General features: G+C 60.2%; 16 protein-coding genes. 9 read left to right on the top strand and 7 right to left on the bottom strand.

Going from position 1 to position 21,769, the window contains the following annotated elements; translation table 11 throughout:
• The first annotated feature begins 31 nt into the window (after positions 1-31).
• From PspCFBP13508_RS25795 to PspCFBP13508_RS25780, 4 genes are all read left to right on the top strand, one after another.
• On the top strand, positions 32-1,360 hold the full coding sequence (locus PspCFBP13508_RS25795) for a deoxyguanosinetriphosphate triphosphohydrolase (protein ID WP_137216145.1): 1,329 nt from the start codon (positions 32-34) through the stop codon (positions 1,358-1,360).
• A gap of 385 nt (positions 1,361-1,745) precedes the next feature.
• Positions 1,746-2,372: a response regulator transcription factor gene (locus PspCFBP13508_RS25790; RefSeq protein WP_041478434.1), complete on the top strand. Its 627-nt coding sequence runs from the start codon at positions 1,746-1,748 to the stop codon at positions 2,370-2,372.
• Between the two features lie 8 nt (positions 2,373-2,380).
• A complete protein-coding gene (locus PspCFBP13508_RS25785; protein WP_130911603.1) occupies positions 2,381-6,025 on the top strand; it encodes a transporter substrate-binding domain-containing protein in 3,645 nt (1,214 codons plus the stop codon).
• Between the two features lie 49 nt (positions 6,026-6,074).
• Positions 6,075-9,020 carry an HD domain-containing phosphohydrolase gene (locus PspCFBP13508_RS25780; RefSeq protein ID WP_137216144.1) on the top strand — a complete coding sequence of 982 codons (2,946 nt, stop codon included), beginning with the start codon at positions 6,075-6,077 and terminating at the stop codon, positions 9,018-9,020.
• On the opposite strand, the gene PspCFBP13508_RS25775 is transcribed toward PspCFBP13508_RS25780, so the two are convergent.
• Together PspCFBP13508_RS25775 and PspCFBP13508_RS25770 are read right to left on the bottom strand one after the other, a co-directional pair.
• Positions 9,021-9,503: a GAF domain-containing protein gene (locus PspCFBP13508_RS25775; protein WP_016770850.1), complete on the bottom strand. Its 483-nt coding sequence runs from the start codon at positions 9,501-9,503 to the stop codon at positions 9,021-9,023.
• Positions 9,500-10,390 carry an ATP-binding protein gene (locus PspCFBP13508_RS25770; RefSeq protein WP_137216143.1) on the bottom strand — a complete coding sequence of 297 codons (891 nt, stop codon included), beginning with the start codon at positions 10,388-10,390 and terminating at the stop codon, positions 9,500-9,502. Before PspCFBP13508_RS25770 ends, PspCFBP13508_RS25775 begins: the two co-directional genes overlap by 4 nt.
• A 165-nt stretch (positions 10,391-10,555) precedes the next feature.
• On the opposite strand from PspCFBP13508_RS25770, the gene PspCFBP13508_RS25765 reads away from it, so the two are divergent.
• On the top strand, positions 10,556-12,877 hold the full coding sequence (locus PspCFBP13508_RS25765) for a response regulator (protein ID WP_130911600.1): 2,322 nt from the start codon (positions 10,556-10,558) through the stop codon (positions 12,875-12,877).
• On the opposite strand, the gene PspCFBP13508_RS25760 is transcribed toward PspCFBP13508_RS25765, so the two are convergent.
• The 3 genes from PspCFBP13508_RS25760 to msrB all read right to left on the bottom strand — a co-directional run bounded on the left by PspCFBP13508_RS25760 (position 12,861) and on the right by msrB (position 14,302).
• Positions 12,861-13,319 (bottom strand): MarR family transcriptional regulator, encoded by a 459-nt coding sequence (locus PspCFBP13508_RS25760; RefSeq protein ID WP_130911599.1) that lies wholly within the window; start codon positions 13,317-13,319, stop codon positions 12,861-12,863. The genes PspCFBP13508_RS25765 and PspCFBP13508_RS25760 overlap by 17 nt on opposite strands.
• Complete coding sequence (locus PspCFBP13508_RS25755) at positions 13,316-13,801, bottom strand: glutathione peroxidase (RefSeq protein ID WP_016770854.1); 486 nt, start codon at positions 13,799-13,801, stop codon at positions 13,316-13,318. Before PspCFBP13508_RS25755 ends, PspCFBP13508_RS25760 begins: the two co-directional genes overlap by 4 nt.
• 105 nt (positions 13,802-13,906) lie before the next feature.
• Positions 13,907-14,302, bottom strand: coding sequence for a peptide-methionine (R)-S-oxide reductase MsrB (msrB, locus tag PspCFBP13508_RS25750; RefSeq protein WP_130911598.1), 396 nt, complete (start codon positions 14,300-14,302; stop codon positions 13,907-13,909).
• Positions 14,303-14,526: 224 nt separating this feature from the next.
• Here msrB and PspCFBP13508_RS25745 point away from each other — a divergent pair, with 224 nt between their 5' ends.
• A complete protein-coding gene (locus PspCFBP13508_RS25745) occupies positions 14,527-15,738 on the top strand; it encodes a pyridoxal phosphate-dependent aminotransferase (protein ID WP_016770856.1) in 1,212 nt (403 codons plus the stop codon).
• 303 nt (positions 15,739-16,041) lie between these two features.
• A complete protein-coding gene (htpX, locus tag PspCFBP13508_RS25740; protein ID WP_007908619.1) occupies positions 16,042-16,929 on the top strand; it encodes a protease HtpX in 888 nt (295 codons plus the stop codon).
• A gap of 172 nt (positions 16,930-17,101) precedes the next feature.
• Here the strand turns inward: htpX and PspCFBP13508_RS25735 are convergent, their stop codons facing one another.
• A complete protein-coding gene (locus PspCFBP13508_RS25735) occupies positions 17,102-17,758 on the bottom strand; it encodes a thiopurine S-methyltransferase (protein WP_137216142.1) in 657 nt (218 codons plus the stop codon).
• A gap of 103 nt (positions 17,759-17,861) precedes the next feature.
• Here PspCFBP13508_RS25735 and PspCFBP13508_RS25730 point away from each other — a divergent pair, with 103 nt between their 5' ends.
• The gene (locus PspCFBP13508_RS25730; RefSeq protein WP_137216141.1) at positions 17,862-18,629 is read left to right on the top strand and encodes a class III extradiol ring-cleavage dioxygenase; all 768 of its coding nucleotides are present in this window, start codon (positions 17,862-17,864) and stop codon (positions 18,627-18,629) included.
• Between the two features lie 106 nt (positions 18,630-18,735).
• Here PspCFBP13508_RS25730 and PspCFBP13508_RS25725 read toward each other — a convergent pair whose 3' ends face one another.
• The gene (locus PspCFBP13508_RS25725) at positions 18,736-20,409 is read right to left on the bottom strand and encodes a DEAD/DEAH box helicase (RefSeq protein WP_016770859.1); all 1,674 of its coding nucleotides are present in this window, start codon (positions 20,407-20,409) and stop codon (positions 18,736-18,738) included.
• A 419-nt stretch (positions 20,410-20,828) separates the two neighbouring features.
• Between PspCFBP13508_RS25725 and PspCFBP13508_RS25720 the strand changes: the two genes are divergently transcribed.
• Positions 20,829-21,620: a crotonase/enoyl-CoA hydratase family protein gene (locus PspCFBP13508_RS25720; RefSeq protein WP_073472434.1), complete on the top strand. Its 792-nt coding sequence runs from the start codon at positions 20,829-20,831 to the stop codon at positions 21,618-21,620.
• The last annotated feature ends 149 nt before the right edge of the window (positions 21,621-21,769 follow it).

Below are 21,769 nucleotides of genomic sequence, written 5' to 3'. Positions count from 1 at the left end.
GCAATCAGTCACCTGACGGAGAGAATCAGCCTTGGATTGGCCTACCCTGCTCAACCGCGAACGCCTCGGCAAGCCGCTGCACAGCCCGCAAGAACTCGGCCGCAGCCCTTTTCACAAAGACCATGACCGCATCATTTTCTCCGGTGCCTTCCGCCGCCTCGGGCGCAAGACTCAAGTGCACCCGGTCACCAGCAACGATCACATCCACACCCGCCTGACCCACTCGCTGGAAGTCAGCTGCGTCGGCCGCTCGCTGGGCATGCGTGTCGGCGAAACCTTGCGCAGTGCGCTGCCGGAATGGTGCGACCCGGCAGACCTCGGCATGGTCGTGCAATCGGCTTGCCTGGCGCATGACATCGGCAACCCGCCGTTCGGCCATTCCGGCGAAGACGCCATTCGCCACTGGTTCCAACAAGCTGCCGGGCGCGGCTGGCTGGACGGCATGAGCGACGCCGAGCGTGGTGACTTTCTCAATTTCGAAGGCAACGCCCAGGGCTTTCGCGTGCTGACGCAGCTGGAATATCACCAGTTCGACGGCGGCACGCGCCTGACCTACGCGACGCTGGGCACATACCTGAAGTACCCCTGGACCGCGCGCCATGCCGACTCCCTCGGCTACAAGAAACACAAGTTCGGCTGCTATCAGAGCGAGCTGCCGCTGCTCGAACAGATCGCTCACAAGCTCGGTCTGCCGCAAATCGAAGACCAGCGCTGGGCACGCCATCCATTGGTCTACCTGATGGAAGCCGCCGATGACATCTGCTATGCGCTGATCGATCTCGAAGACGGTCTGGAAATGGATCTGCTCGAATATGCCGAGGTCGAGTCACTGCTGCTCGGCCTGGTCGGTGACGACTTGCCGGAGACCTATCGCCAGCTCGGCCCGCAGGATTCCCGCCGGCGTAAACTGGCGATCCTGCGCGGCAAAGCCATCGAGCACCTGACCAACGCGGCAGCGCGGGCGTTTGTCGAACAGCAGGATGCTCTGCTCGCCGGCACGCTGCACGGTGATCTGGTCGAACACATGCATGGGCCGGCAAAGCGCTGCGTGTTGAACGCCAAGGACATCGCGCGCAAGAAGATCTTCCAGGACAAGCGCAAGACATTGCATGAAATCGGCGCGTACACGACGCTGGAGATCCTGCTCAATTCGTTCTGTGGCGCCGCGCTGGAGCAGCACAACGGCCGCACGCCGTCGTTCAAGAGCCGGCGCATCCTCGATTTGCTCGGCAATAACGCGCCGGATCCACAGGGTTCGTTGCACAGTTCGTTTCTACGCATGATCGATTTCATCGCCGGCATGACCGACAGCTACGCCAGTGACATGGCACTGGAAATGACCGGGCGTTCCAGTCATTGAGCATGCCGCATTCAGCCGACCGTTGATCTGGCCGGCTGAATTCCCGCTGAGTTTCCTCGCCACGTATCGCAATAACGCGCTTTTGATTCTGGTCAGATTCAGCTGCGCTGACCCATGCGACCAATAAAACAAACTGCACTAATTAAACACGACCTTAAACACCAGCAAATAATCGGAGATCAATAATAGCTCTTGGATAATTTCCATCTTTGGCCAATTGCATACTCGTACTTCCTTACGTCAAACCTAATTTCAACGTAGTCCCTTTCCTCATTACGCGTAGGATTAATCCGATAACGTAGTCGCGACACTACCAGTCAATGCGAGTGCTCATGCATCTGAGCTAAGGTGCGCGCTTTATTCATGCTTGCATGGGACTCTTTTTATGAACTCCGTTTTTATTGTGGACGATCATCCGGTAATCCGCCTCGCCGTGCGAATGCTTCTGGAACATGAAGGCTACAAGGTCGTCGGTGAGACCGATAACGGTGTCGACGCCATGCAGATGGTCCGAGAATGCATGCCCGACCTGGTCATCCTCGATATCAGCATCCCCAAGCTGGACGGCCTCGAAGTACTGGCCCGCTTCAACACCATGGGTTCGAATTTCAAGATTCTCATACTGACGGCGCAGTGTCCTACGCTGTTCGGTATCCGGTGCATGCAATCCGGCGCATCAGGATATGTCTGCAAGCAGGAAGACTTGAGCGAACTGGTCAGCGCAATCAAAGCGGTACTTTCCGGTTACAACTATTTCCCCAGCCAAGCGCTTAATCCGGTGCGCAGCGACGACACTCGATATGCTGAACTTGAATTATTCAAATCCGTCAATGACCGCGAATTGATGGTATTGCAGTTATTTGCCCAAGGACGTACCAACAAGGAAATCGCCAAAGGCATGTTTCTGAGCAACAAGACCGTCAGCACTTATAAAAAGCGTCTGATGCAAAAACTCAAAGCCAGATCCCTTGTAGAACTTATCGAGATGGCCAAACGCAACGCACTCGTGTGAGACTCCGCATGCCCAGCCGTGTAAAGGACTACCTGATCGCCTTGAGCGCTGTTTTCTATCTGAGCGCCAATGCCTTCGCCACGCCAAGCGCTTCACCGGATTACGCATTGCTCAGCCGCTCGGCCAGCGAGGCCGTTCAAACTGTCTTGCTGCCGTCACAACGGCAATGGCTGCAGACTCGCAGCGAACTGAAACTGGGTACCTCCGCACCTGATTACCCGCCATTCGACATGACCGTCAGTGGCCAGGACTACGAGGGACTGACCGCCGATTACGCAGGGATTCTTGGTCAGGCCACCGGTTTGCCGATTCGCGTGCAACGCTTTCCCTCGCGCGAGGCTGCAATTCGCGCCTTGATCGATGGCCAGATCGACCTTCTTGGCACAGCCAACGGCTACGAAGCAGGCAATGCCAATCTCGCCCTCTCCAGACCTTATGCGGTCGATCAGCCGGTGCTGGTGACGCGCGAGGATGACGCCCGCTCGTTAACCGAAGGCCTGGCAGGCCTGCGCCTGAGCATGGTCTATCACTACCTGCCGCTGCCCGAGATCAAGGCGCTGTATCCCAAGGCGCTGATTACTTGCTACCCCTCTTATCAGAACGCAATCAACGCCGTCGCCTTCGATCAGGCCGATGTGTTTCTCGGCGATACCCTCTCCACCCATTACATGATCAACAAGGGCTATCTCAACAACGTCCGCATGGCCAATTTCGGCAAACAGGAAGCGCAAGGCTTCAGCTTTGCCGTAAGGCGCAGCAATCCCCAGCTGCTGGGCATCATCGACGCCGTGCTCACCGCGGTGCCAAGCGCCCAGCGCGACGACATCGCCAAGCGCTGGAGCGCTGGCAGCGACATGTTGCTGACTGACAAAAAACTGCAACTGACCCAACGCGAACAGGCCTGGCTCAAGCGTCACCCCATCGTCAGCGTGGTGGTCAATGAAGCTTACGCACCGTTGACCTTCTTCGACAGCGCCGGCAATTTTCGCGGCATCAGCGCCGACCTGCTCGAGCTGATCCGCTTGCGTACCGGCCTGCGTTTCGAGGTTCAGCGCAGTCGCAACGATGCGGAAATGATCAGGCAGATCGACAACCACAAGGCTGATCTGATCGCCGCCCTGCTGCCCAGCGCAGAACGTGAAAAAAACCTGAGTTTCAGTCGCCCGTATCTGGAAAACTCCTATGTGCTGCTGACCCGCAAAAGCGCCGACAGCCCCACCAACCTGGCCCAACTCAAAGGCAAGCGACTGGCGATCGCTCAGGGCAATCCGCTGGTCGCTTACCTCCACGAGAATTTTCCGGGCATCGAACTGATCGAAACCCCCGACACCTTCAGCGCCGTGTCGATGCTCGCCGACAACCACGTCGACGGCGCCGTCAACTCGCTGGTGATCGCCAACTATTTCATCTCCTCGCGCATCTTTGACCGGCCACTGCAAATCACCACCACGATCGGCACCAGCCAGGCCGCCTTCTCCCTGGCAACCGCCCGTGACAACACCGAGCTGGCCTCGATCATCAACAAGGCGCTGCTGAGCATCGCTCCCGAGGAGCTCGGCGTGATCAACGGCCGCTGGCGCGGTTACTCCACCGCGTCCCAGAACATCTGGCAGAACTATCAGCGCCTGTTCTATCAGGTGATTGCCGCCGCCGGCCTGATCCTGCTGCTGTTGTTGACTTGGAACGCCTACATGCGCCACCAGATCAAACAGCGCCAGGCCGCCGAGCGTGCGCTGAACGATCAGCTGGAGTTCATGCGGTCGCTGGTCAACGGTACGCCGCACCCGATCTATGTCCGGGATCGACAGGGCCTGCTGCAAAGTTGCAACGACAGCTATCTCGAGGCGTTCAACGCCAGACGCGAGGACATCATTGGCAAAGATGTCATGCAAGGCACACTCGGCAATGCCTTCGAAGCGCAGGCGTTCCAGGCCGATTACCAGAGAGTCATCGCCGAAGGCACTCCCTTGATACTCGACCGCCCCCTGCACATCGGCAACCGCCGTTTGACGATTTACCACTGGATTCTTCCCTATCGCGACTCCAGCGGCGACGTTCAAGGCATTATCGGCGGCTGGATAGACATCAGTGAGCGCCGCCAATTGTTCGAAGAGTTGCGCGCGGCCAAGGAGCAGGCGGACGAGGCGAACCGAGCCAAGAGTACCTTTCTGGCGACCATGAGCCACGAAATCCGGACGCCGATGAACGCCGTGATCGGCATGCTCGAACTGACCCTGCGCCGCATTGAACCGCAGCACCCCGATCGCGCTTCGATCGACACCGCCTACCATTCGGCCAAGGATCTGCTGGGGCTGATCGGCGATATTCTGGACATTGCGCGTATCGAGTCCGGGCGCCTGAGCCTGTGCCCGGAATGGATCAATCTGGTCGATACGGTGACGTCCGTTGCACGCATTTTCGACGGCCTGGCCCGACAGAAAAACCTCGCCTTGCAAGTCGTCTTCAACCCGCCGCACCCGGCCGTTGATGTGTATCTGGATCCGCTGCGCTTCAAGCAGGTGCTGTCCAATCTGGTCAGCAACGCGATCAAGTTCACTGAGTCTGGCCACGTGCGGATCAGCCTCGACCTGATCTCGTCAGACGCTGCTGGTCGAGCATTGATGCAACTGACCGTGCAGGACAGTGGCTCAGGCATCAGCGCCGAAGATCAACAGCGCTTGTTCGAGCCCTTCTCGCAGGCGAGTAACGGCAGTCAACAGGCAAAAAACGGTGCCGGCCTGGGCCTGGTCATCAGTCGCAATCTGTGCGAAATGATGGGCGGGCAACTGCAGTTGAGCAGCCAGCCCGGTATCGGCACTCAGGTCTGCGTCTCGTTGCCGCTGGACAGCGTGCCGGTGAAAGCCAATCCGCCGAAAAGCGAACCGTTGATCAAGCCATCGGCAACGCCGTTACATGTCCTGGTTGTCGACGACCATCCGGCCAACCGTTTGCTCATGTGTCAGCAACTGGAGTTTCTCGGCCATCGGTTCAGCATTGCCGAGGACGGCTGCAGCGGTCTGGAACGATGGAAGGCCGATCATTTCGATCTGGTGATCGTCGACTGCAACATGCCCTTGATGAACGGCTACGAGATGACCCGCGCCATCCGCCAGCTTGAACTGCAAAATCGCCGCCGGCCGTGCACCGTGCTGGGTTTCACCGCCAATGCCCAGCCCGAAGAAATCCAGCGTTGCAAGCTTGCCGGCATGAACGACTGCCTGTTCAAACCGTTGAGTCTGACGTTGCTCGGGCAGTGGATCGACGGCATCACGCCGGCCTCATCCGCGTTGGTATTCGACCTGCAAAGTCTGAGCCTGCTGACCGGCAACCACCCGGCGCAGACCCGCCGCATGCTGGTTGAATTGCTCAAAAGCAGCCGCCTCGACCGCGAGGAACTGCTCAGGCTCTCGCCCGAGGATGATCGCGAAGCGCTGGCAGTGGTCGCGCACAAGATCAAGGGCGCCGCACGCATCGCGCAGGCATCACGATTGATCGAATGTTGCGATGCCCTTGAGGAAGCTTGTCAGCAAGCGCTCGCGTCAAAGGAGATTGCCCGTCGCTGGGCGGCAACCAGCCAGGCCATGCTCGAACTGGAGCAAGCCTTGCAGGATCAATTGACCTTGGCCGATCAAGGCACAGTGAGCGAGTCTTAACTATGCTTGGGCGCTGAGCAGTGAGTTAAACATTCATGGAGAGCCTGCAATGCACAGCCCACTGCGCCCCGAGCAACGCCGGTTGCCGCTGCACGTGCACATCAGCGTCATGTTCACCTTTCTCCTGTTGCTTACGGGCGTGGTGCTGGGCCTGTTCAATTACCACCAGACCACGCAGATCATCCTGTCGAGCAGCGAAAAGCTGTTTGACCGCATCGAACAGGATGTACGCCTCGATCTGCAGGCAACCTATCAGCCGATCCGCAACCTGCTGAGCCTGCTGGCGGACACCCCGGCGGCCCAGGCCAGCGATCTGCAACAACGCCTGCCGTTACTCAAACCCTTCAGCCAGTCGCTCACCGATAACCCGGCGCTGGCGTCGCTGTATCTGGGTTACGCCAATGGTGATTTCTTCATGGTGCGCGCGCTGCGCACGCCGGCTCTGAAGGCACAGCTTCAGGCGCCGGAAGCGGCGGCCTATCAGGTCTGGAGCATCGAGCACGAGCCGCAAGGCACCGTGCGCTCGCAATCATTGTTCTTCGATCAGGCCCTGACACCGATCAACCGCCGCGAACATTCCGAAGAGCCATACGATCCGCGCAGCCGGACCTGGTTCAGCGACGCCCTGCAAAAGGCCGGGCAGATCACCACCGAGCCCTATGTATTTTTTTCGACCCACAATGTCGGCACCACGCTGGCCCGGCGCAGCGGCGAGAATGCCGTGATCGGCGCCGACCTGACCCTCGCTTCGCTGTCGACCGCCCTGGGCAAACATCGGGTCACGCCCTCGACAGAGATCGCGCTGTACGACACCGACGGCAACGCCGTGGCCTACCCCGACAGCCATCGCCTGATCGTCGATGACCGCACTGCGCGTCTGGCCAGAGCCGCCGATTTCAGCCCTGAGCTGAACGCGCTGCTCAGCTCCGACAATATCGGCAAGCGTCTGCTAGTAAACGACCGGCAATGGATCGTCGCGCGCACCAGCATCGAGGAAGGCGGGCCGAAAGGTCTGCAACTGGCGCTGCTGGTGCCGGAAGACGAATTGCTGGTAGATGCTTTGCGCATGCGCTGGCAAGGCGCGCTGATCACCTTGGCCATCCTGTTGCTGTGCCTGCCATTGGGCTGGGTGATTTCGCGGATTCTGGTCAAGCCGCTGCATGCCCTGGTCAAGGAAGCCGACGCGATCCGCAGCTTCGACTTCAGTTCTCCGCTGGCGCGCCGCTCTCCCGTACTGGAAGTCGATCAATTGAGCCTGTCGATGGCGCGGATGAAAGAAACCCTGGGCAGTTTCTTCCGCATCACCGACAGCCTGTGCGCCGAAACCCGTTTTGCCCCGCTGCTCGAACGCGTGCTGTTCGAAACCGTGCAGATCGCTCAGGCGCAGGCCGGTCTGATCTACCTGCGCGAAGCCGACGGCGCGCGCATGGAACCTTACGGGCTGGTGATCAATGGCGTGCCGCAGGCGCTGGAGGCGTTCGACATTCAGGGCCGTGAGCTGCATAAAAACACCGGCCCGGCCTGGTTCGAGCAACTGGCCAGCGCCAACAATACTGTCAGCCATCTGGGTTTCGATCAGGCCGGCGACTTGCAACAAATCCTCTTGGCGATGGACTCACCGCGCATTCACCTGATCGGGATCCGCCTGCACAACCAGCACGACGAAACCATCGGCCTGCTGATTCTGCTGATCAATGACAGCGGCGCGCCGGGCGATCTGGAAAAGCTGCGCCCCGACCGTATCGCCTTCTTGCAGGCGGTGTCCGGTGCGGCGGCGGTGAGCATTGAAAGTCAGCGTCTGCAGGCCCGGCAAAAACAGCTGCTCGACGCCTTCATCCAACTGCTCGCCAGCGCGATCGACGCCAAGAGCCCGTACACCGGAGGCCATTGCCAGCGGGTGCCGGAATTGACGCTGATGCTCGCCCAGGCTGCTGCGGCGAGCCAGGACCCGGCGTTCAGCGCTTACCAACCGAGCGAGGATGAATGGGAGGCGTTGCACATCGCAGCGTGGCTGCACGATTGCGGCAAGGTCACGACGCCGGAATACGTGGTCGACAAAGCCACCAAACTCGAGACCATCAACGACCGCATCCACGAAATCCGCACCCGCTTCGAGGTGCTCAAGCGTGACGTGTGGATCAACTACTGGCAGACGCTGGCGAACGGTGCAGATCAAGCGGCGCTGGCCCGCACCCGTGATAGTGAGTTGCTGATGCTCGATGACGACTTCGCCTTTGTCGCCCGCTGCAATCTCGGTGGCGAGGCCATGGCCGAGGCTGATCTGCAACGCCTCGAGCAAGTCGCGCAACGCAGATGGCTGCGCACACTTGATGATCGCCTCGGTGTGTCCTGGGAAGAAAACCGCCGCCAGGCAAAAACACCGGCGCCGAGGCTGCCCGTCAGTGAAAGATTGCTGGCCGACAAACCCGAGCATCTGATCGAACGCGACAAGAACGAACTGATCCCGGAGGACAATCCCTGGGGCTTCAAACTCGATGTACCCGCGTACAAGTACAACCGCGGCGAGCTGTACAACCTGAAGATTGCCCGTGGCACGCTGACCCGCGAAGAGCGCTACATCATCAACCATCACATGGTGCAGACCATCATGATGCTCAGCCACCTGCCCTTCCCCGGCCACCTGGACAGCATTGCCGAGATCGCCGGCGGTCATCATGAAAAAATGGACGGCACCGGGTATCCGAAACGGCTGAAACGCGAGGAGATGAGCCTGCCGGCGAGGATGATGGCGATTGCCGATATTTTCGAAGCGCTGACCGCCGCCGACCGCCCTTACAAGAAAGCCAAGTCGTTGAGCGAGGCGCTGGGAATCATGGCGACCATGTGCCGTGAAGCGCACATCGATGCTCCGTTGTTTGGCCTGTTTATCAACGAGGGGGTGTACATGCAGTACGCGACGCGGTTTCTCGATCCCGCGCAAATCGACAGCGTGGATACGGCCAGCCTGTTGCACAAGGCTGGCCTCAGCGGTTGATCAGCAGTCGGTCAGGCGCAGGAAAATCGCCGCCAGTTGCTCGATGCCGGCCTGATCTTCGGCGCCGAAACGCGCCAGCTTCGGGCTGTCGAGGTCGAGCACGCCGATCAGTCGACCGTCCTTGACCAACGGCACAACCAGTTCGCTGTTCGAGGCGCTGTCGCAGGCGATGTGACCCGGGAAAGCATGCACATCCTCGACGCGCTGGGTTTGCAGGCTGGCAGCAGCAGCGCCGCAAACACCGCGCCCGAACGGGATGCGCACGCAAGCGATCTGACCCTGGAACGGGCCGAGCACCAGCTCTTCGTTGCGATTGAGGTAGAAACCGGCCCAGTTCAGATCATCGAGCTGGTTGAACAGGAACGCGGAAAACTGCGCGGCATTGGCGATGAAATCGCGCTCGTCCGCCAGTAGCGATTCCAGTTGCGCAGCCAACATACCGTAGCCTTCGAGGCCCTGGCCGCTTTGTTGCAAATCAATCATGCCTTGTGCTCCAGCAATTTCAGTCCCACCCAGTAGCGGGCGAATTGATACGCGCAACGTCCGTTGCGATTACCGCGGCCGGTGGCCCAGCGCACGGCGAGGATGTCCAGTGCTTCGTCGCGCTGCCAGCTCAGGCCGGCCTTGGCGGCCAACTGGCCGATCCAGTGCTCGACGACGTTGAGAAAGTGTTCTTGGGTAAACGGGTAGAACGACAGCCACAGGCCGAAACGATCAGACAGGGCGATCTTGTCTTCCACCGCTTCGCTCGGGTGCAGTTCGCCGTCGACGCGCTTCCAGTTTTCGTTGTCGCTTTCCTTTTCCGGCACCAGGTGGCGGCGATTGGAGGTCGCGTACAGCAAGACGTTGTCGGGGGCCTGCTCGAGCGAACCGTCGAGCACGCTTTTCAGCACGCGGTAGTCGCCTTCGCCGGATTCGAACGACAGGTCATCGCAGAACAGCACGAAACGTTGCGGCAATTTGGCAATTTGCTCGACCACGCGTGGCAGGTCTGCCAGGTGATCGCGTTCGATTTCGATCAGACGCAGGCCGGCAGCGGCATGCTCGGCCAGCAACGCACGCACCAGCGAAGACTTGCCGGTGCCGCGCGAGCCCCAGAGCAAGGCGTGGTTGGCCGGCATGCCATCGAGAAATTGTTGCGTGTTGCGCCCCAGTTGCTCCAACTGCCGGTCCACGCCGATCAGGTCGGACAGACGCATGTCGAGGCTGACTTCCAGCGGCAACAGGTAGCCGCTGCGCCCGTCACGCTGCCAGCGCGCCGCCAGGCAAGTGGTCCAGTCAATGACGGGGCGCGGTGCCGGCAACAGTGGTTCGATTCGCGCCAGAACCGACTCGGCGCGCTCAAGAAAAGCATTCAATCGGGAATCCACGTCTTCTCCTCGGGCACTTTCACAGTGATGATGACGATCCAGCGACGACACACAGATAAAATCGCCTCAGCAAGCCTTGTTACAAGGCGATTCGGGAACCTCGGTATCCCTGCATGATCGACTATGCTTGAGCAGCGAAGGGAAACGGAAGTGGTTCAACAACCCATGGATATCAAATTCACCCACCGGCTGTCTTACAAGCAAGCCAGGCTTACCGTGCTGGTCGGGTTCATTCTGGGCACCCTGCTCAGTCTGCTGCAGATCGGCATCGATTATGCCAGCGAAGACGCTTCCATCAACCGGGAAATCCTCGCGCTGCTGGAAATCAGCCACAATCCGGCCTCGCGCATCGCCTATAACATCGACGCCGAACTGGCGCAGGAACTCACGCTGGGCCTGCTGCGCTCGCCGGCGATCATCGCCGCGCAACTGATCGACAACAACGATACCGTGCTGGCCAACGTCAAACGCCCGGAACTGCAGAGCAGCTATCGGCTGATCAGCGACTTCCTGTTCGGCGCCAAGCGTCATTTCGAAGATCGCCTGTACCTCGACCACTTGCCCAACGAATCCCTCGGCGTGCTCAAGCTTGAAGTCGACACTTATGCCTTCGGCAGCCGCTTCTTACGCCGCGCGGAAGTCACCCTGCTCAACGGTTTCGCCCGCAGTCTGCTGCTGACCGGGATCCTCCTGGCGCTGTTCTACGTGATGCTGACCAAACCACTGGTGCGGGTCATCCGTGAACTCAGCGGCCGCGACCCGCGCAGTGCCGAGCCGACCACGCTCGAGTGCCCCGCCGGCCACGGCAACGATGAAATCGGCGTGCTGGTCAAAGTCGCCAATCAGCAGTTCGAAAACATCGCCACAGAAATCCAGCAACGGCGCACTGCGGAAAACCGCCTGACCGAATACCTCGCGCAACTGGAAGACATCGTCTCGGCGCGCACCGCCGAACTCAAGGCGATCAATGCCCGCCTCAGTCAGTCCAACGAAGAACTTGAAGTGGCACGCCGCACGGCGCTGGACATGGCCGAAGCGCGTTCGGCGTTTCTGGCCAACATGAGCCATGAAATCCGCACGCCACTCAACGGTCTGCTGGGGATGATCGCGCTGTCGCTGGACGGCCCGCTCAACGCCGAACAGCAGCAACAACTGTCGATCGCCCACGACTCGGGCAAGGTGCTGGTGGAACTGCTCAACGATATTCTCGACCTGTCGAAATTCGACGCCGGGCAACTGGAGCTGGAAAACATCCCCTTCGACCTCGGCTCGCTGATCGAAGACACCGCCAACCTGCTTTCGCAGAATGCCGCTCCGAGCGTCGAGCTGACCTGTCTGATCGAGCCGCACTTCCCGGCGCTGGTGCTGGGCGACCCGACGCGGGTGCGGCAGATCGTCAGCAACCTGCTGTCCAACGCGCTGAAATTCACCCGCTTCGGTCGCGTCGATGTGCGTCTGTCGGCGCACAAGAATGGTGTGCGCATCGAAGTCTGCGACACCGGCATCGGCATCGCCCAGGAAGCGCAGGTGAAAATCTTCCAGCCGTTCACCCAGGCCGGCGCCGGTATCACCCGTCAGTACGGCGGCACCGGGCTGGGACTGGCGCTGACGTATAACCTCTGCGAGGCAATGCAGGGTCGGCTGACCATCAGCTCCGAAAGCGGTTTCGGCAGCCAGTTCTGTGCAGAGCTGCCACTGCCCTGCCACACTCGCGCCCTCCCTCCGCAGCCGTTACGTGGCAAGGTCCTCGCCATTACTGCAGCCAGCAGTGGCCTGGCGGAATTGCTGAAAAGCCTGTTGCCGGTGTGGGGCCTGGAATACACGCAGCGCACCATCGATGATTCCCTGCTGGGCCTGAATCCTGACGTCCTGATCACTGATTGCCCCGAGTGTCTGTTCGGTTTGCGCCCGAGCATCACCGCGCCGATTCTGCTGGTGACTGCCTACGGCAGTTTTCTGCCCAGCGAAGAAGCCGCCGCCCTCGCCCCCTTGCAGCAGCAAGCCCGGCCGCTGGCGCGCAACGCGCTGTACCAGCATCTGCGACGGATTCTGCAACCGGAGGTCGCCGCCCTCACCGAAGCGCAAGCGGACGCCTCGCCGTCCGCGCGTCGGGGCAAGGTGCTGCTGGTCGAGGACAACCCGGTCAACCAACTGGTCGCCAAAGGCATGCTCGGCAAGCTTGGCTGCGATGTGGTGGTGGCGGGCCATGGCGCCGAAGCATTGGATCAGCTGGAGTTTGCCGACTTCGATCTGGTGCTGATGGACTGCAACATGCCGGTGATGGACGGCTATGAAGCCAGTCGGCAAATTCGCCAGAGCGGGCGCTGGCCGAATCTGCCGATTGTTGCGCTGACCGCCAATGCCATGTCCGAGGAACGCGAACGTTGCCGCGCGGCCGGCATGAGCGACTATCTGGCCAAACCGTTTCGCCGCGAAGAACTCGCCGCGCTGCTCGACCAGTGGATGCCGACTACGTCAGCGCTTTGATTTGCCCGAGCAAATGATCGAGGCCGGCGCGCAAGTCGTTGAGCCGGTCAAGATCAACGCCACTGTCGCAGAGCAGGCGCCCTTTCAGTGGCCCAACCTGCTCGCGCAATGCTTGCCCTGCTGGCGTCAGGCTCAAATGCACTTCGCGTTCATCCCGCGCCGAGCGCCGACGCTGGACCAGATCGATCTGCTCCAGGCGCTTGAGCAAGGGCGTCAACGTGCCCGAATCCAGCGCCAGACGTTCGCCCAAGGCCTTGACCGTCGGTTGCTCCGGCGCCGCGTCCTGCCATTCCCACAGCACCAGCATCGCCAGATACTGCGGGTAGGTCAGGCGCAACTGATCGAGCATCGGTTTGTAGGCACGAATCACCGCCCGCGAGGCCGCGTACAGCTTGAAGCACAACTGGTTGTCGAGCTTCAGCGAATCACCCGGCTGACTCATTTCAGCAAAGCTTCGATCTCGCCGCTCAGGTCCTGCGGTTTGGTCGTCGGGGCGAAACGCTTGACCAACTGGCCATCCTTGCCGATCAGGAACTTGGTGAAATTCCACTTGATGCCCTGCGAGCCGAGCAGGCCCGGGGCGCGCTTCTTCAACTGCACGAACAGCGGGTGAGCATCGGCGCCGTTGACGTCGATCTTCTTGAACAGCGGGAAGCTGACGCCGAAATTCAGTTCGCAGAACTCGCTGATGGCGCCCTCATTGCCCGGCTCCTGTTTGCCGAACTGGTTGCAAGGGAAACCCAGTACCACCAGCCCTTGATCCTTGTAGGTCTGCCAGAGTTCTTCGAGGCCCTTGTATTGCGGAGTGAAGCCACACTTGCTCGCGGTATTGACCACCAGCACCGCTTTGCCGGCGAAATCGGCCAGGGTCTTTTGCTCACCCTTGATGGTAGTGCACGGGATATTCAGCAGGTTGTCGCTCATCGGTCAGCTCCGCAATGGTGAGGAAGGCACAAACATAACGAGCAATTGAATCGTGCGCAATCTAATTGCTCGATAAAAAAGGCGACGCAATGTCGCCTGTTTCGGTTATTCGCGGGGCTCGAGGTTCAGGCACACCGAGTTGATGCAATAACGCAGGCCGGTCGGTGGCGGGCCATCCGGGAACACGTGCCCCAGATGCGCATCGCAGCGCGCGCACTTCACTTCAGTGCGGATCATGCCGTGGCTGGTGTCGCGGATTTCGGTCATCGCGCTTTCGCCGATCGGCTGATAGAAACTCGGCCAGCCGCAGCCGGAGTCGAATTTGGTCTTGGAGTCGAACAGCGGCTCGTTGCAGCAGACACAGTGGTAGACACCGTCGGTTTTGGTGTCGTTGTATTTGCCCGAGAACGGGCGCTCGGTGGCACTCAGACGGCAGACGTTGTACTGCTCGGGGTCGAGCATGGCCTTCCACTCTTCCAGGGTTTTCTGCAACTTTTCCATCATCACACCTCAGCGGCTGAAAAAGCCCGATCTGTACCTTTTCCACGGATCGGGCGGCACGTATGATTGCGCCTCGTCACGCGCCAGTCTGGCAGCCAGACCGGGCGCATTCAAACGGATTCTGAGCGCAAAAGCGCCAGACCTCCGCCTGTGCGAAGACGCAGCAATCCCAGTACGGTTGTCCATTTGCCGCCTGGATCGTTCATTTTCGGGATCACATCGCCATGCAGTTCAGCAAATCGAACAAGCTCGCCAACGTCTGCTACGACATTCGCGGCCCGGTGCTCAAGCACGCCAAACGACTGGAAGAGGAAGGCCAGCGCATCCTCAAGCTGAACATCGGCAACCCGGCGCCGTTTGGTTTCGAAGCGCCGGACGAAATCCTTCAGGACGTGATCCGCAACCTGCCGACCGCGCAGGGCTACAGCGATTCCAAAGGCCTGTTCAGCGCGCGCAAGGCGGTGATGCAGTACTACCAGCAAAAGCAGGTCGAAGGTGTCGGCATCGAAGACATCTACCTGGGCAACGGTGTGTCCGAGCTGATCGTGATGTCGCTGCAGGCGCTGCTCAACAACGGCGACGAAGTGCTGGTGCCGGCTCCGGACTATCCGCTGTGGACCGCTGCGGTGAGCCTCGCCGGCGGTAACGCTGTGCACTACCTGTGCGACGAAGGCGCCGACTGGTTCCCGGATCTCGCCGACATCAAGGCCAAGATCACTCCGAACACCAAGGCCATGGTGATCATCAACCCGAACAACCCGACCGGTGCGGTGTATTCGAAGGAAGTGTTGCTGGGCATGCTGGAAATCGCCCGGGCGCACAATCTCGTGGTGTTCTCCGACGAGATCTACGACAAGATTCTCTATGACGACGCCGTGCATATCTGCACTGCCTCGCTGGCGCCGGACCTGCTCTGCCTGACCTTCAACGGTCTGTCGAAATCCTACCGCGTGGCCGGTTTCCGCTCCGGCTGGATCGCCATCTCCGGGCCGAAACACAACGCGCAAAGCTACATCGAAGGCATCGACATGCTGGCCAACATGCGCCTGTGCGCCAACGTGCCGAGCCAGCACGCGATCCAGACCGCGCTGGGCGGCTACCAGAGCATCAACGATCTGGTGCTGCCGCAGGGTCGCCTGCTGGAGCAGCGCAATCGCACCTGGGAGTTGCTCAACGATATTCCCGGCGTCAGCTGCGTGAAGCCGATGGGCGCGCTTTACGCGTTTCCGAAAATCGACCCGAAGGTCTGCCCGATCCATAACGACGAGAAATTCGTGCTTGATCTGCTGCTTTCCGAGAAGCTGCTGGTGGTCCAGGGCACAGCGTTCAACTGGCCGTGGCCGGATCACTTCCGCGTGGTCACCCTGCCCCGCGTCGATGATCTGGAAATGGCCATCGGCCGCATCGGCAACTTCCTCAAGTCCTACCGCCAGTAATGGGCCAGCAGTGCGCAACGAATTGGCTGTTGCGCACTGTCTGATTCAGCAACACATCTTTGTTCCGCGCTTTTGCAGCCCTTCTACACTTGCGATGCGAGCCGTACAGACGTGTCTGACCTAATGGCGGCGGGGCGCAAGGCTGTGTCATCCGTGTCGGAATCGAGGGTGGGAATTTTCTTTTTGCTCAGGAAACCGCTGTAGGACACAGTTTGAAATAGTCACTCGGTTGAATAGCCCGGTGCCGCACCTTATATACCCCGCAGTACGCTACATCTTTAGCTTGAGGAGAGTTCTACAACCATGATGCGCATCCTGCTGTTTTTGGCCACTAACCTGGCGGTCGTGCTGATAGCCAGCATCACCCTGAGCCTGTTCGGCTTCAACGGGTTCATGGCGGCCAACGGGGTCGACCTCGACCTCAGTCAGCTGCTGGTTTTCTGTGCGGTCTTTGGTTTCGCCGGCTCGCTGTTCTCGCTGTTCATCTCCAAGTGGATGGCGAAGATGAGCACCGGCACGCAAATCATCAGCCAGCCACGCACCCGTCATGAGCAATGGCTGCTGCAAACGGTCGAGCAATTGTCCCGCGAAGCCGGGATCAAGATGCCTGAAGTCGGGATTTTCCCGGCCTACGAAGCGAATGCTTTCGCTACCGGCTGGAACAAGAACGACGCGCTGGTCGCGGTCAGCCAGGGCCTGCTTGAGCGTTTTTCGCCCGATGAAGTGAAAGCCGTACTGGCCCACGAAATCGGTCACGTCGCCAACGGCGACATGGTCACGCTGGCGCTGATCCAGGGCGTGGTGAACACCTTTGTGATGTTCTTCGCGCGAATCATCGGCAACTTCGTCGACAAGGTGATTTTCAAGAACGAAGAAGGTCAGGGCATCGCCTACTACGTGGCGACCATCTTCGCCGAACTGGTGCTGGGCATCCTCGCCAGCGCAATCGTCATGTGGTTCTCGCGCAAGCGCGAATTCCGTGCCGACGAAGCCGGCGCCCGCCTGGCCGGTACCAGCGCGATGATCGGCGCTCTGCAACGTCTGCGCGCCGAACAGGGCCTGCCGGTGCACATGCCCGACACCCTGAACGCCTTCGGCATCAACGGTGGCATCAAACAGGGCTTCGCCCGCATGTTCATGAGCCACCCGCCGCTGGAAGAGCGTATTGACGCACTGCGTCGTCGCGGTTGATTTGACCGAAGTGAAAAAGAAGGCCCGCAGCGATGCGGGCCTTTTTTTGTATCTCCAGATCATGCGTTGTCAGCAAAGTCCCTTTCGCGAGCAGGCTCGCTCCCACCTTTGAAATGCATTCCCCTGTGGGAGCGAGCCTGCTCGCGAAGACGCCGGAGCTGCTAACAAAAAACTATCTGGAAGAAACCCGATAAACCCGCTCCACCAACCACTCAACTCCGCCCTGCAGAAACTTCGGGCTCTCAGCCAGAATATCCCGCTCTTCCAGTTTCTCCAGCTGCCAACCCTGGCCCAGCAGCCGCTGCGCCTCATCATCATTCACCGCAAACGGCGGCCCCGGAATCTGCGTCTGATCGTAATCCAGGGTAATCACCAGCCCCTTCATCTCTGGCGCCAGCAACTGCTGCAGATGCGCCGCGTAGCGCTGGCGCATCGCGTCCGGCAAGGCAATCAGCGCGGCGCGGTCGTACAGCGCGGTGCAACCGGCAACATCCTCTGCCGTCAGCGCAAAAAAATCACCGCACCACAACTCGAACGCAACAGTGCGATAAACCTTGAATGCGCCCTGCTCGCTGATCTGCGGTTGCAACTGATGTTCGCTGAAAAACTCCTCGACAGCCTTTTCCGCTAGCTCAACCCCAATCACCTGGTGTCCCTGCCCGGCAAGCCAGAGCAGGTCCAGACTCTTGCCGCACAGCGGCACCAGCACACGCGCCGACGGTGCAATCGCCAGCTCCGGCCAGTAGCGCTGCAAATACGGGTTGGCCTCGGACTGGTGAAAGCCGATCTGGTTCGAATCCCATTTCTTGTACCAAAACTCAGGCTGCATGGATCACTCCCGAAAAACCGATGAAAAACCGCAGAAACTTATATTGGATTCAGATCGATGATCTGACTGAAGATGGCTCATCTTAGCGCTCAGGAGCCCGTCCATGTTGCCCAGCCTGTTTATCTCCCACGGTTCACCGATGCTCGCGCTGGAGCCCGGTGCCAGCGGCCCGGCACTGGCGCGACTGGCCGCTGAACTGCCACGCCCCAAAGCCATCGTCATCGTCTCGGCGCACTGGGAAAGCCAGGAACTGCTGGTCAGCAGCCACCCGCATCCGGAAACCTGGCACGACTTCGGCGGTTTCCCCCGTGCGCTGTTTGAGGTTCGGTACCCGGCCCCGGGTAATCCGCAACTGGCCGCAGAGGTGGCTGAGCGGTTGAACACCAATGACCTGCCGGCGCGGCTCGATCCGCAACGACCGTTTGATCATGGTGTCTGGGTGCCGCTGTCGTTGATGTATCCGCAGGCCGACCTTCCGGTGGTGCAAGTCTCGTTGCCGAGTCGTGGCGGGCCGGCGTTGCAGACCCGGGTTGGCCGTGCGCTGGCGAGCCTGCGTGAGCAAGGCATTCTGTTGATCGGCTCCGGCAGCATCACCCACAACCTCCGCGAGCTGGACTGGCATGCCGGCCCGGAAAGCATTGAACCGTGGGCGCGGGATTTTCGTGACTGGATGATCGACAAGCTGGCGGCCGACGATGAAACGGCGCTGCATGATTATCGCCAGCAGGCGCCGAATGCCGTGCGCAGTCACCCCAGTGATGAGCATTTGTTGCCGTTGTATTTTGCTCGCGGTGCTGGCGGGGTTTTCAGCGTGGCGCATCAGGGTTTCACGATGGGGGCGCTGGGTATGGATATTTATCGCTTCGGTTGAGGCCTTCGCGAGCAGGCTCGCTCCCACAGTAGCCAATGAACAGGCAAAAAAAATCCCCGAACCAGTCGGGGATTTTTTCTGTGCGATCAATCAACCCAAGGGCGGATCAATCTTCGCGGTAGCGACGCAGCTTGAGCTGCTTACCGGCAACGCGAGTGTCCTTCAGCTTGGTCAGGAGTTTTTCCAGACCTTCTTCCGGCAGCTCGACGAGGCTGAAGCTGTCACGCACCTGGATGCGACCGATCGCTTCACGGGCCAGACCGCCTTCGTTGAGGATGGCGCCCAGCAGGTTTTTCGCAGCGATACCGTCACGCGCACCCAGCGCGGTACGGCAACGAGCACGGCCTTCGCCCAAAGGCATTGGCGCGCGACGCTCGCGGTCACCACGATCAGGACGATCACCGGAACGCTCAGGACGGTCGCCACGCGGTGCGTTGTTCGGCACCAGTGGACGTTCCTTCTCGATCGCGGCCAGGTTCAGCGCTTGACCGTTGGTAGCCTTGCGCAGCAGCGCAGCAGCCAGTGCACGCGGGGTGCAACCGATGTCGGCAGTCAGGCGATCAAGCAGCTCACCGTGAGTCGATTCGGCATCAGCGACCAGCGGCGACAGGCTGTTGGTCAGTTTCTTGATGCGAGCATCGAGAACGGCTTGAGCGTCTGGCAGGCGTACTTCGGCAACTTTCTGCCCGGTTACTCGCTCGATCACTTGCAGCATGCGGCGCTCACGTGGAGTCACCAGCAGCAGTGCACGACCTTCGCGACCGGCACGGCCAGTACGGCCGATACGGTGCACGTAGGATTCCGGGTCGTACGGCATGTCAACGTTGAATACGTGAGTGATGCGCGGAACGTCCAGACCACGGGCAGCAACGTCGGTCGCGACAACGATGTCCAGACGGCCATCCTTGAGCGAGTCGATCACGCGCTCACGCTGGTTCTGGGCAATGTCACCGTTCAACGCGGCGGCTTTGTAGCCTTTGGCGTCGAGGGCGCTGGCCAGGTCCAGGGTCGCTTGCTTGGTGCGCACGAACATGATCAGCGCGTCGAAGTCTTCGACTTCCAGCAGGCTGAGCACGGCAGAGGTTTTCTGGTCAGCGTGAACCAACAGGTGAGCCTGTTCGATCGCGGTAACGGTCTGGGTCTTGGTCTGGATCTTGACGTGTTGCGGATCGCGCAGGTGGCGTTCGGCAATGGCGCGGATCGACTGCGGCAGGGTCGCCGAGAACAGCACGGTCTGGCGGGTCGATGGCAGAGCCTTGAAGATGACCTCCAGGTCATCCATGAAGCCCAGCTTCAACATTTCGTCAGCTTCGTCGAGAACCAGATGGTTCACAGTCGACAGGACTTTCTCGTCGCGACGCAGGTGGTCGCACAGACGACCCGGAGTAGCGACAACAATCTGTGCGCCATTACGGATTGCCTTGAGTTGCGGGCCCATCGGCGCGCCGCCGTAGACAGCCACGACGGTGACGCCTGGCATTTGCTTGGCGTAGGTTTCAAAAGCGGTTGCTACTTGCAGCGCCAACTCTCGGGTCGGCGCCAGGATCAGGGCTTGCGGTTCGCGCTTGGCAGGATCGATGCGGTGCAGAATAGGCAGTGCGAACGCGGCGGTTTTACCGGTACCGGTTTGCGCCTGGCCAATCATGTCCTGGCCGGCCATGATGATCGGGATCGATTGCTGCTGAATCGCCGAAGGCTCTTCGTAGCCAGTCGCTGCGACGGCTGCAAGAATATTCGGGTTGAGATTAAAAGCGGCGAATCCGCCGGTTTCCTGGGTCATGGGTCTGCCTCTAAGTGCATCCGCAAAGACCCATGCTCCAAAGCTGCGCATGCCGTGTTGAGACTCAAGAGTCGCCCTGGCAGCTTTGTCGGCGGGGATTTGCGAAAACGAATGAATGAAGATGAATCGTCAAGGAAGAGCCCGCAATGCGGACATGCAGCCGAAGCTGACTTCGGGAAATGCGCTACCTAAACGCGGCCCGGTTAAAGGCCGGCGCGCACTATACCGGATTTCGCCCGAAAAGGGAGCTTTTTTTGTGGCCCTTATCCGGGTGTCACCGCCGTGTAACGGGGTTTTGCGGATAATCGCGCAACGGTCTATTTTGCAAAGGCCCGGCCCTGCGGGCGATGACGCTTAAACGGTTCACCGATCTGCGGCAAAGCGCCGCGCACCCGCCCTTCCCGCTCGAGGATTTAGCCATGAATCAGCCCTGCGCCGGCCGCGTCAGCCGAGAACGTCGTGGTCATGTGCACTTGATCGGCCTTGATCGGGCGGCCAAGCGCAACGCTTTCGATATCGACCTGCTAAACGACCTGAGCCTGGCCTACGGCGAATTCGAAGCCGACCGCGAAGCGCGGGTCGCCGTGGTGTTCGGCCATGGCGAGCACTTCACCGCCGGACTCGATCTGGTCAATGCCAGCGCCGCACTGGCCGAAGGCTGGCAGGTTCCGAGCGGCGGTTGCGATCCCTGGGGTGTTTTCGTCGGCCCACGGGTGAGCAAACCGGTTATCGTCGCCGCGCAGGGTTACTGCCTGACCATCGGCATCGAGCTGATGCTGGCGGCGGACATCAACCTGTGCGCGAGCAATACCCGCTTCGCGCAGATGGAAGTGCAGCGTGGGATCTTTCCGTTTGGCGGCGCGACTTTGCGTTTCCAGCAGATCGCTGGCTGGGGCAACGCGATGCGCTGGCTGCTCACTGGCGATGAATTCGATGCCCACGATGCCTTGCATCTGGGCTTGGTCCAGGAAGTGATGGCCAGCGAAGATTTGCTGCCCCGCGCGATCGAGCTGGCCGAACGGATTGCCCGGCAGGCACCACTGGGCGTGCAAGCGACCTTGATGTCAGCGAGACAGGCGCGTTATGAGGGTGAGACAGCGGCGGCGCAGGCGTTACCGGCGCTGGTGAAGAAGTTGCTCGCCACTGAAGATGCCAGGGAGGGGGTCAGGTCGTTGGTGGAGCGGCGTCCGGGGATCTTCAAAGGCATCTGATGAGTGCCCCCCCTGTAGGAGCTGCCGAAGGCTGCGATCTTTTGATTTTGATCTTCAAAAAATCAAGATCAAAAGATCGCAGCCTTCGGCAGCTCCTTGTATCTCGACTAACGCTCCGTCAGGAGCGATAGTTCTCGACTGATCATCGA

Source organism: Pseudomonas sp. CFBP13508 (genome assembly GCF_005233515.1).
Classification (GTDB): domain Bacteria; phylum Pseudomonadota; class Gammaproteobacteria; order Pseudomonadales; family Pseudomonadaceae; genus Aquipseudomonas; species Aquipseudomonas mercuritolerans.
Note: the sequence above shows the minus strand (reverse complement) of the source record. Positions and strands in the feature narration are given on the sequence as shown.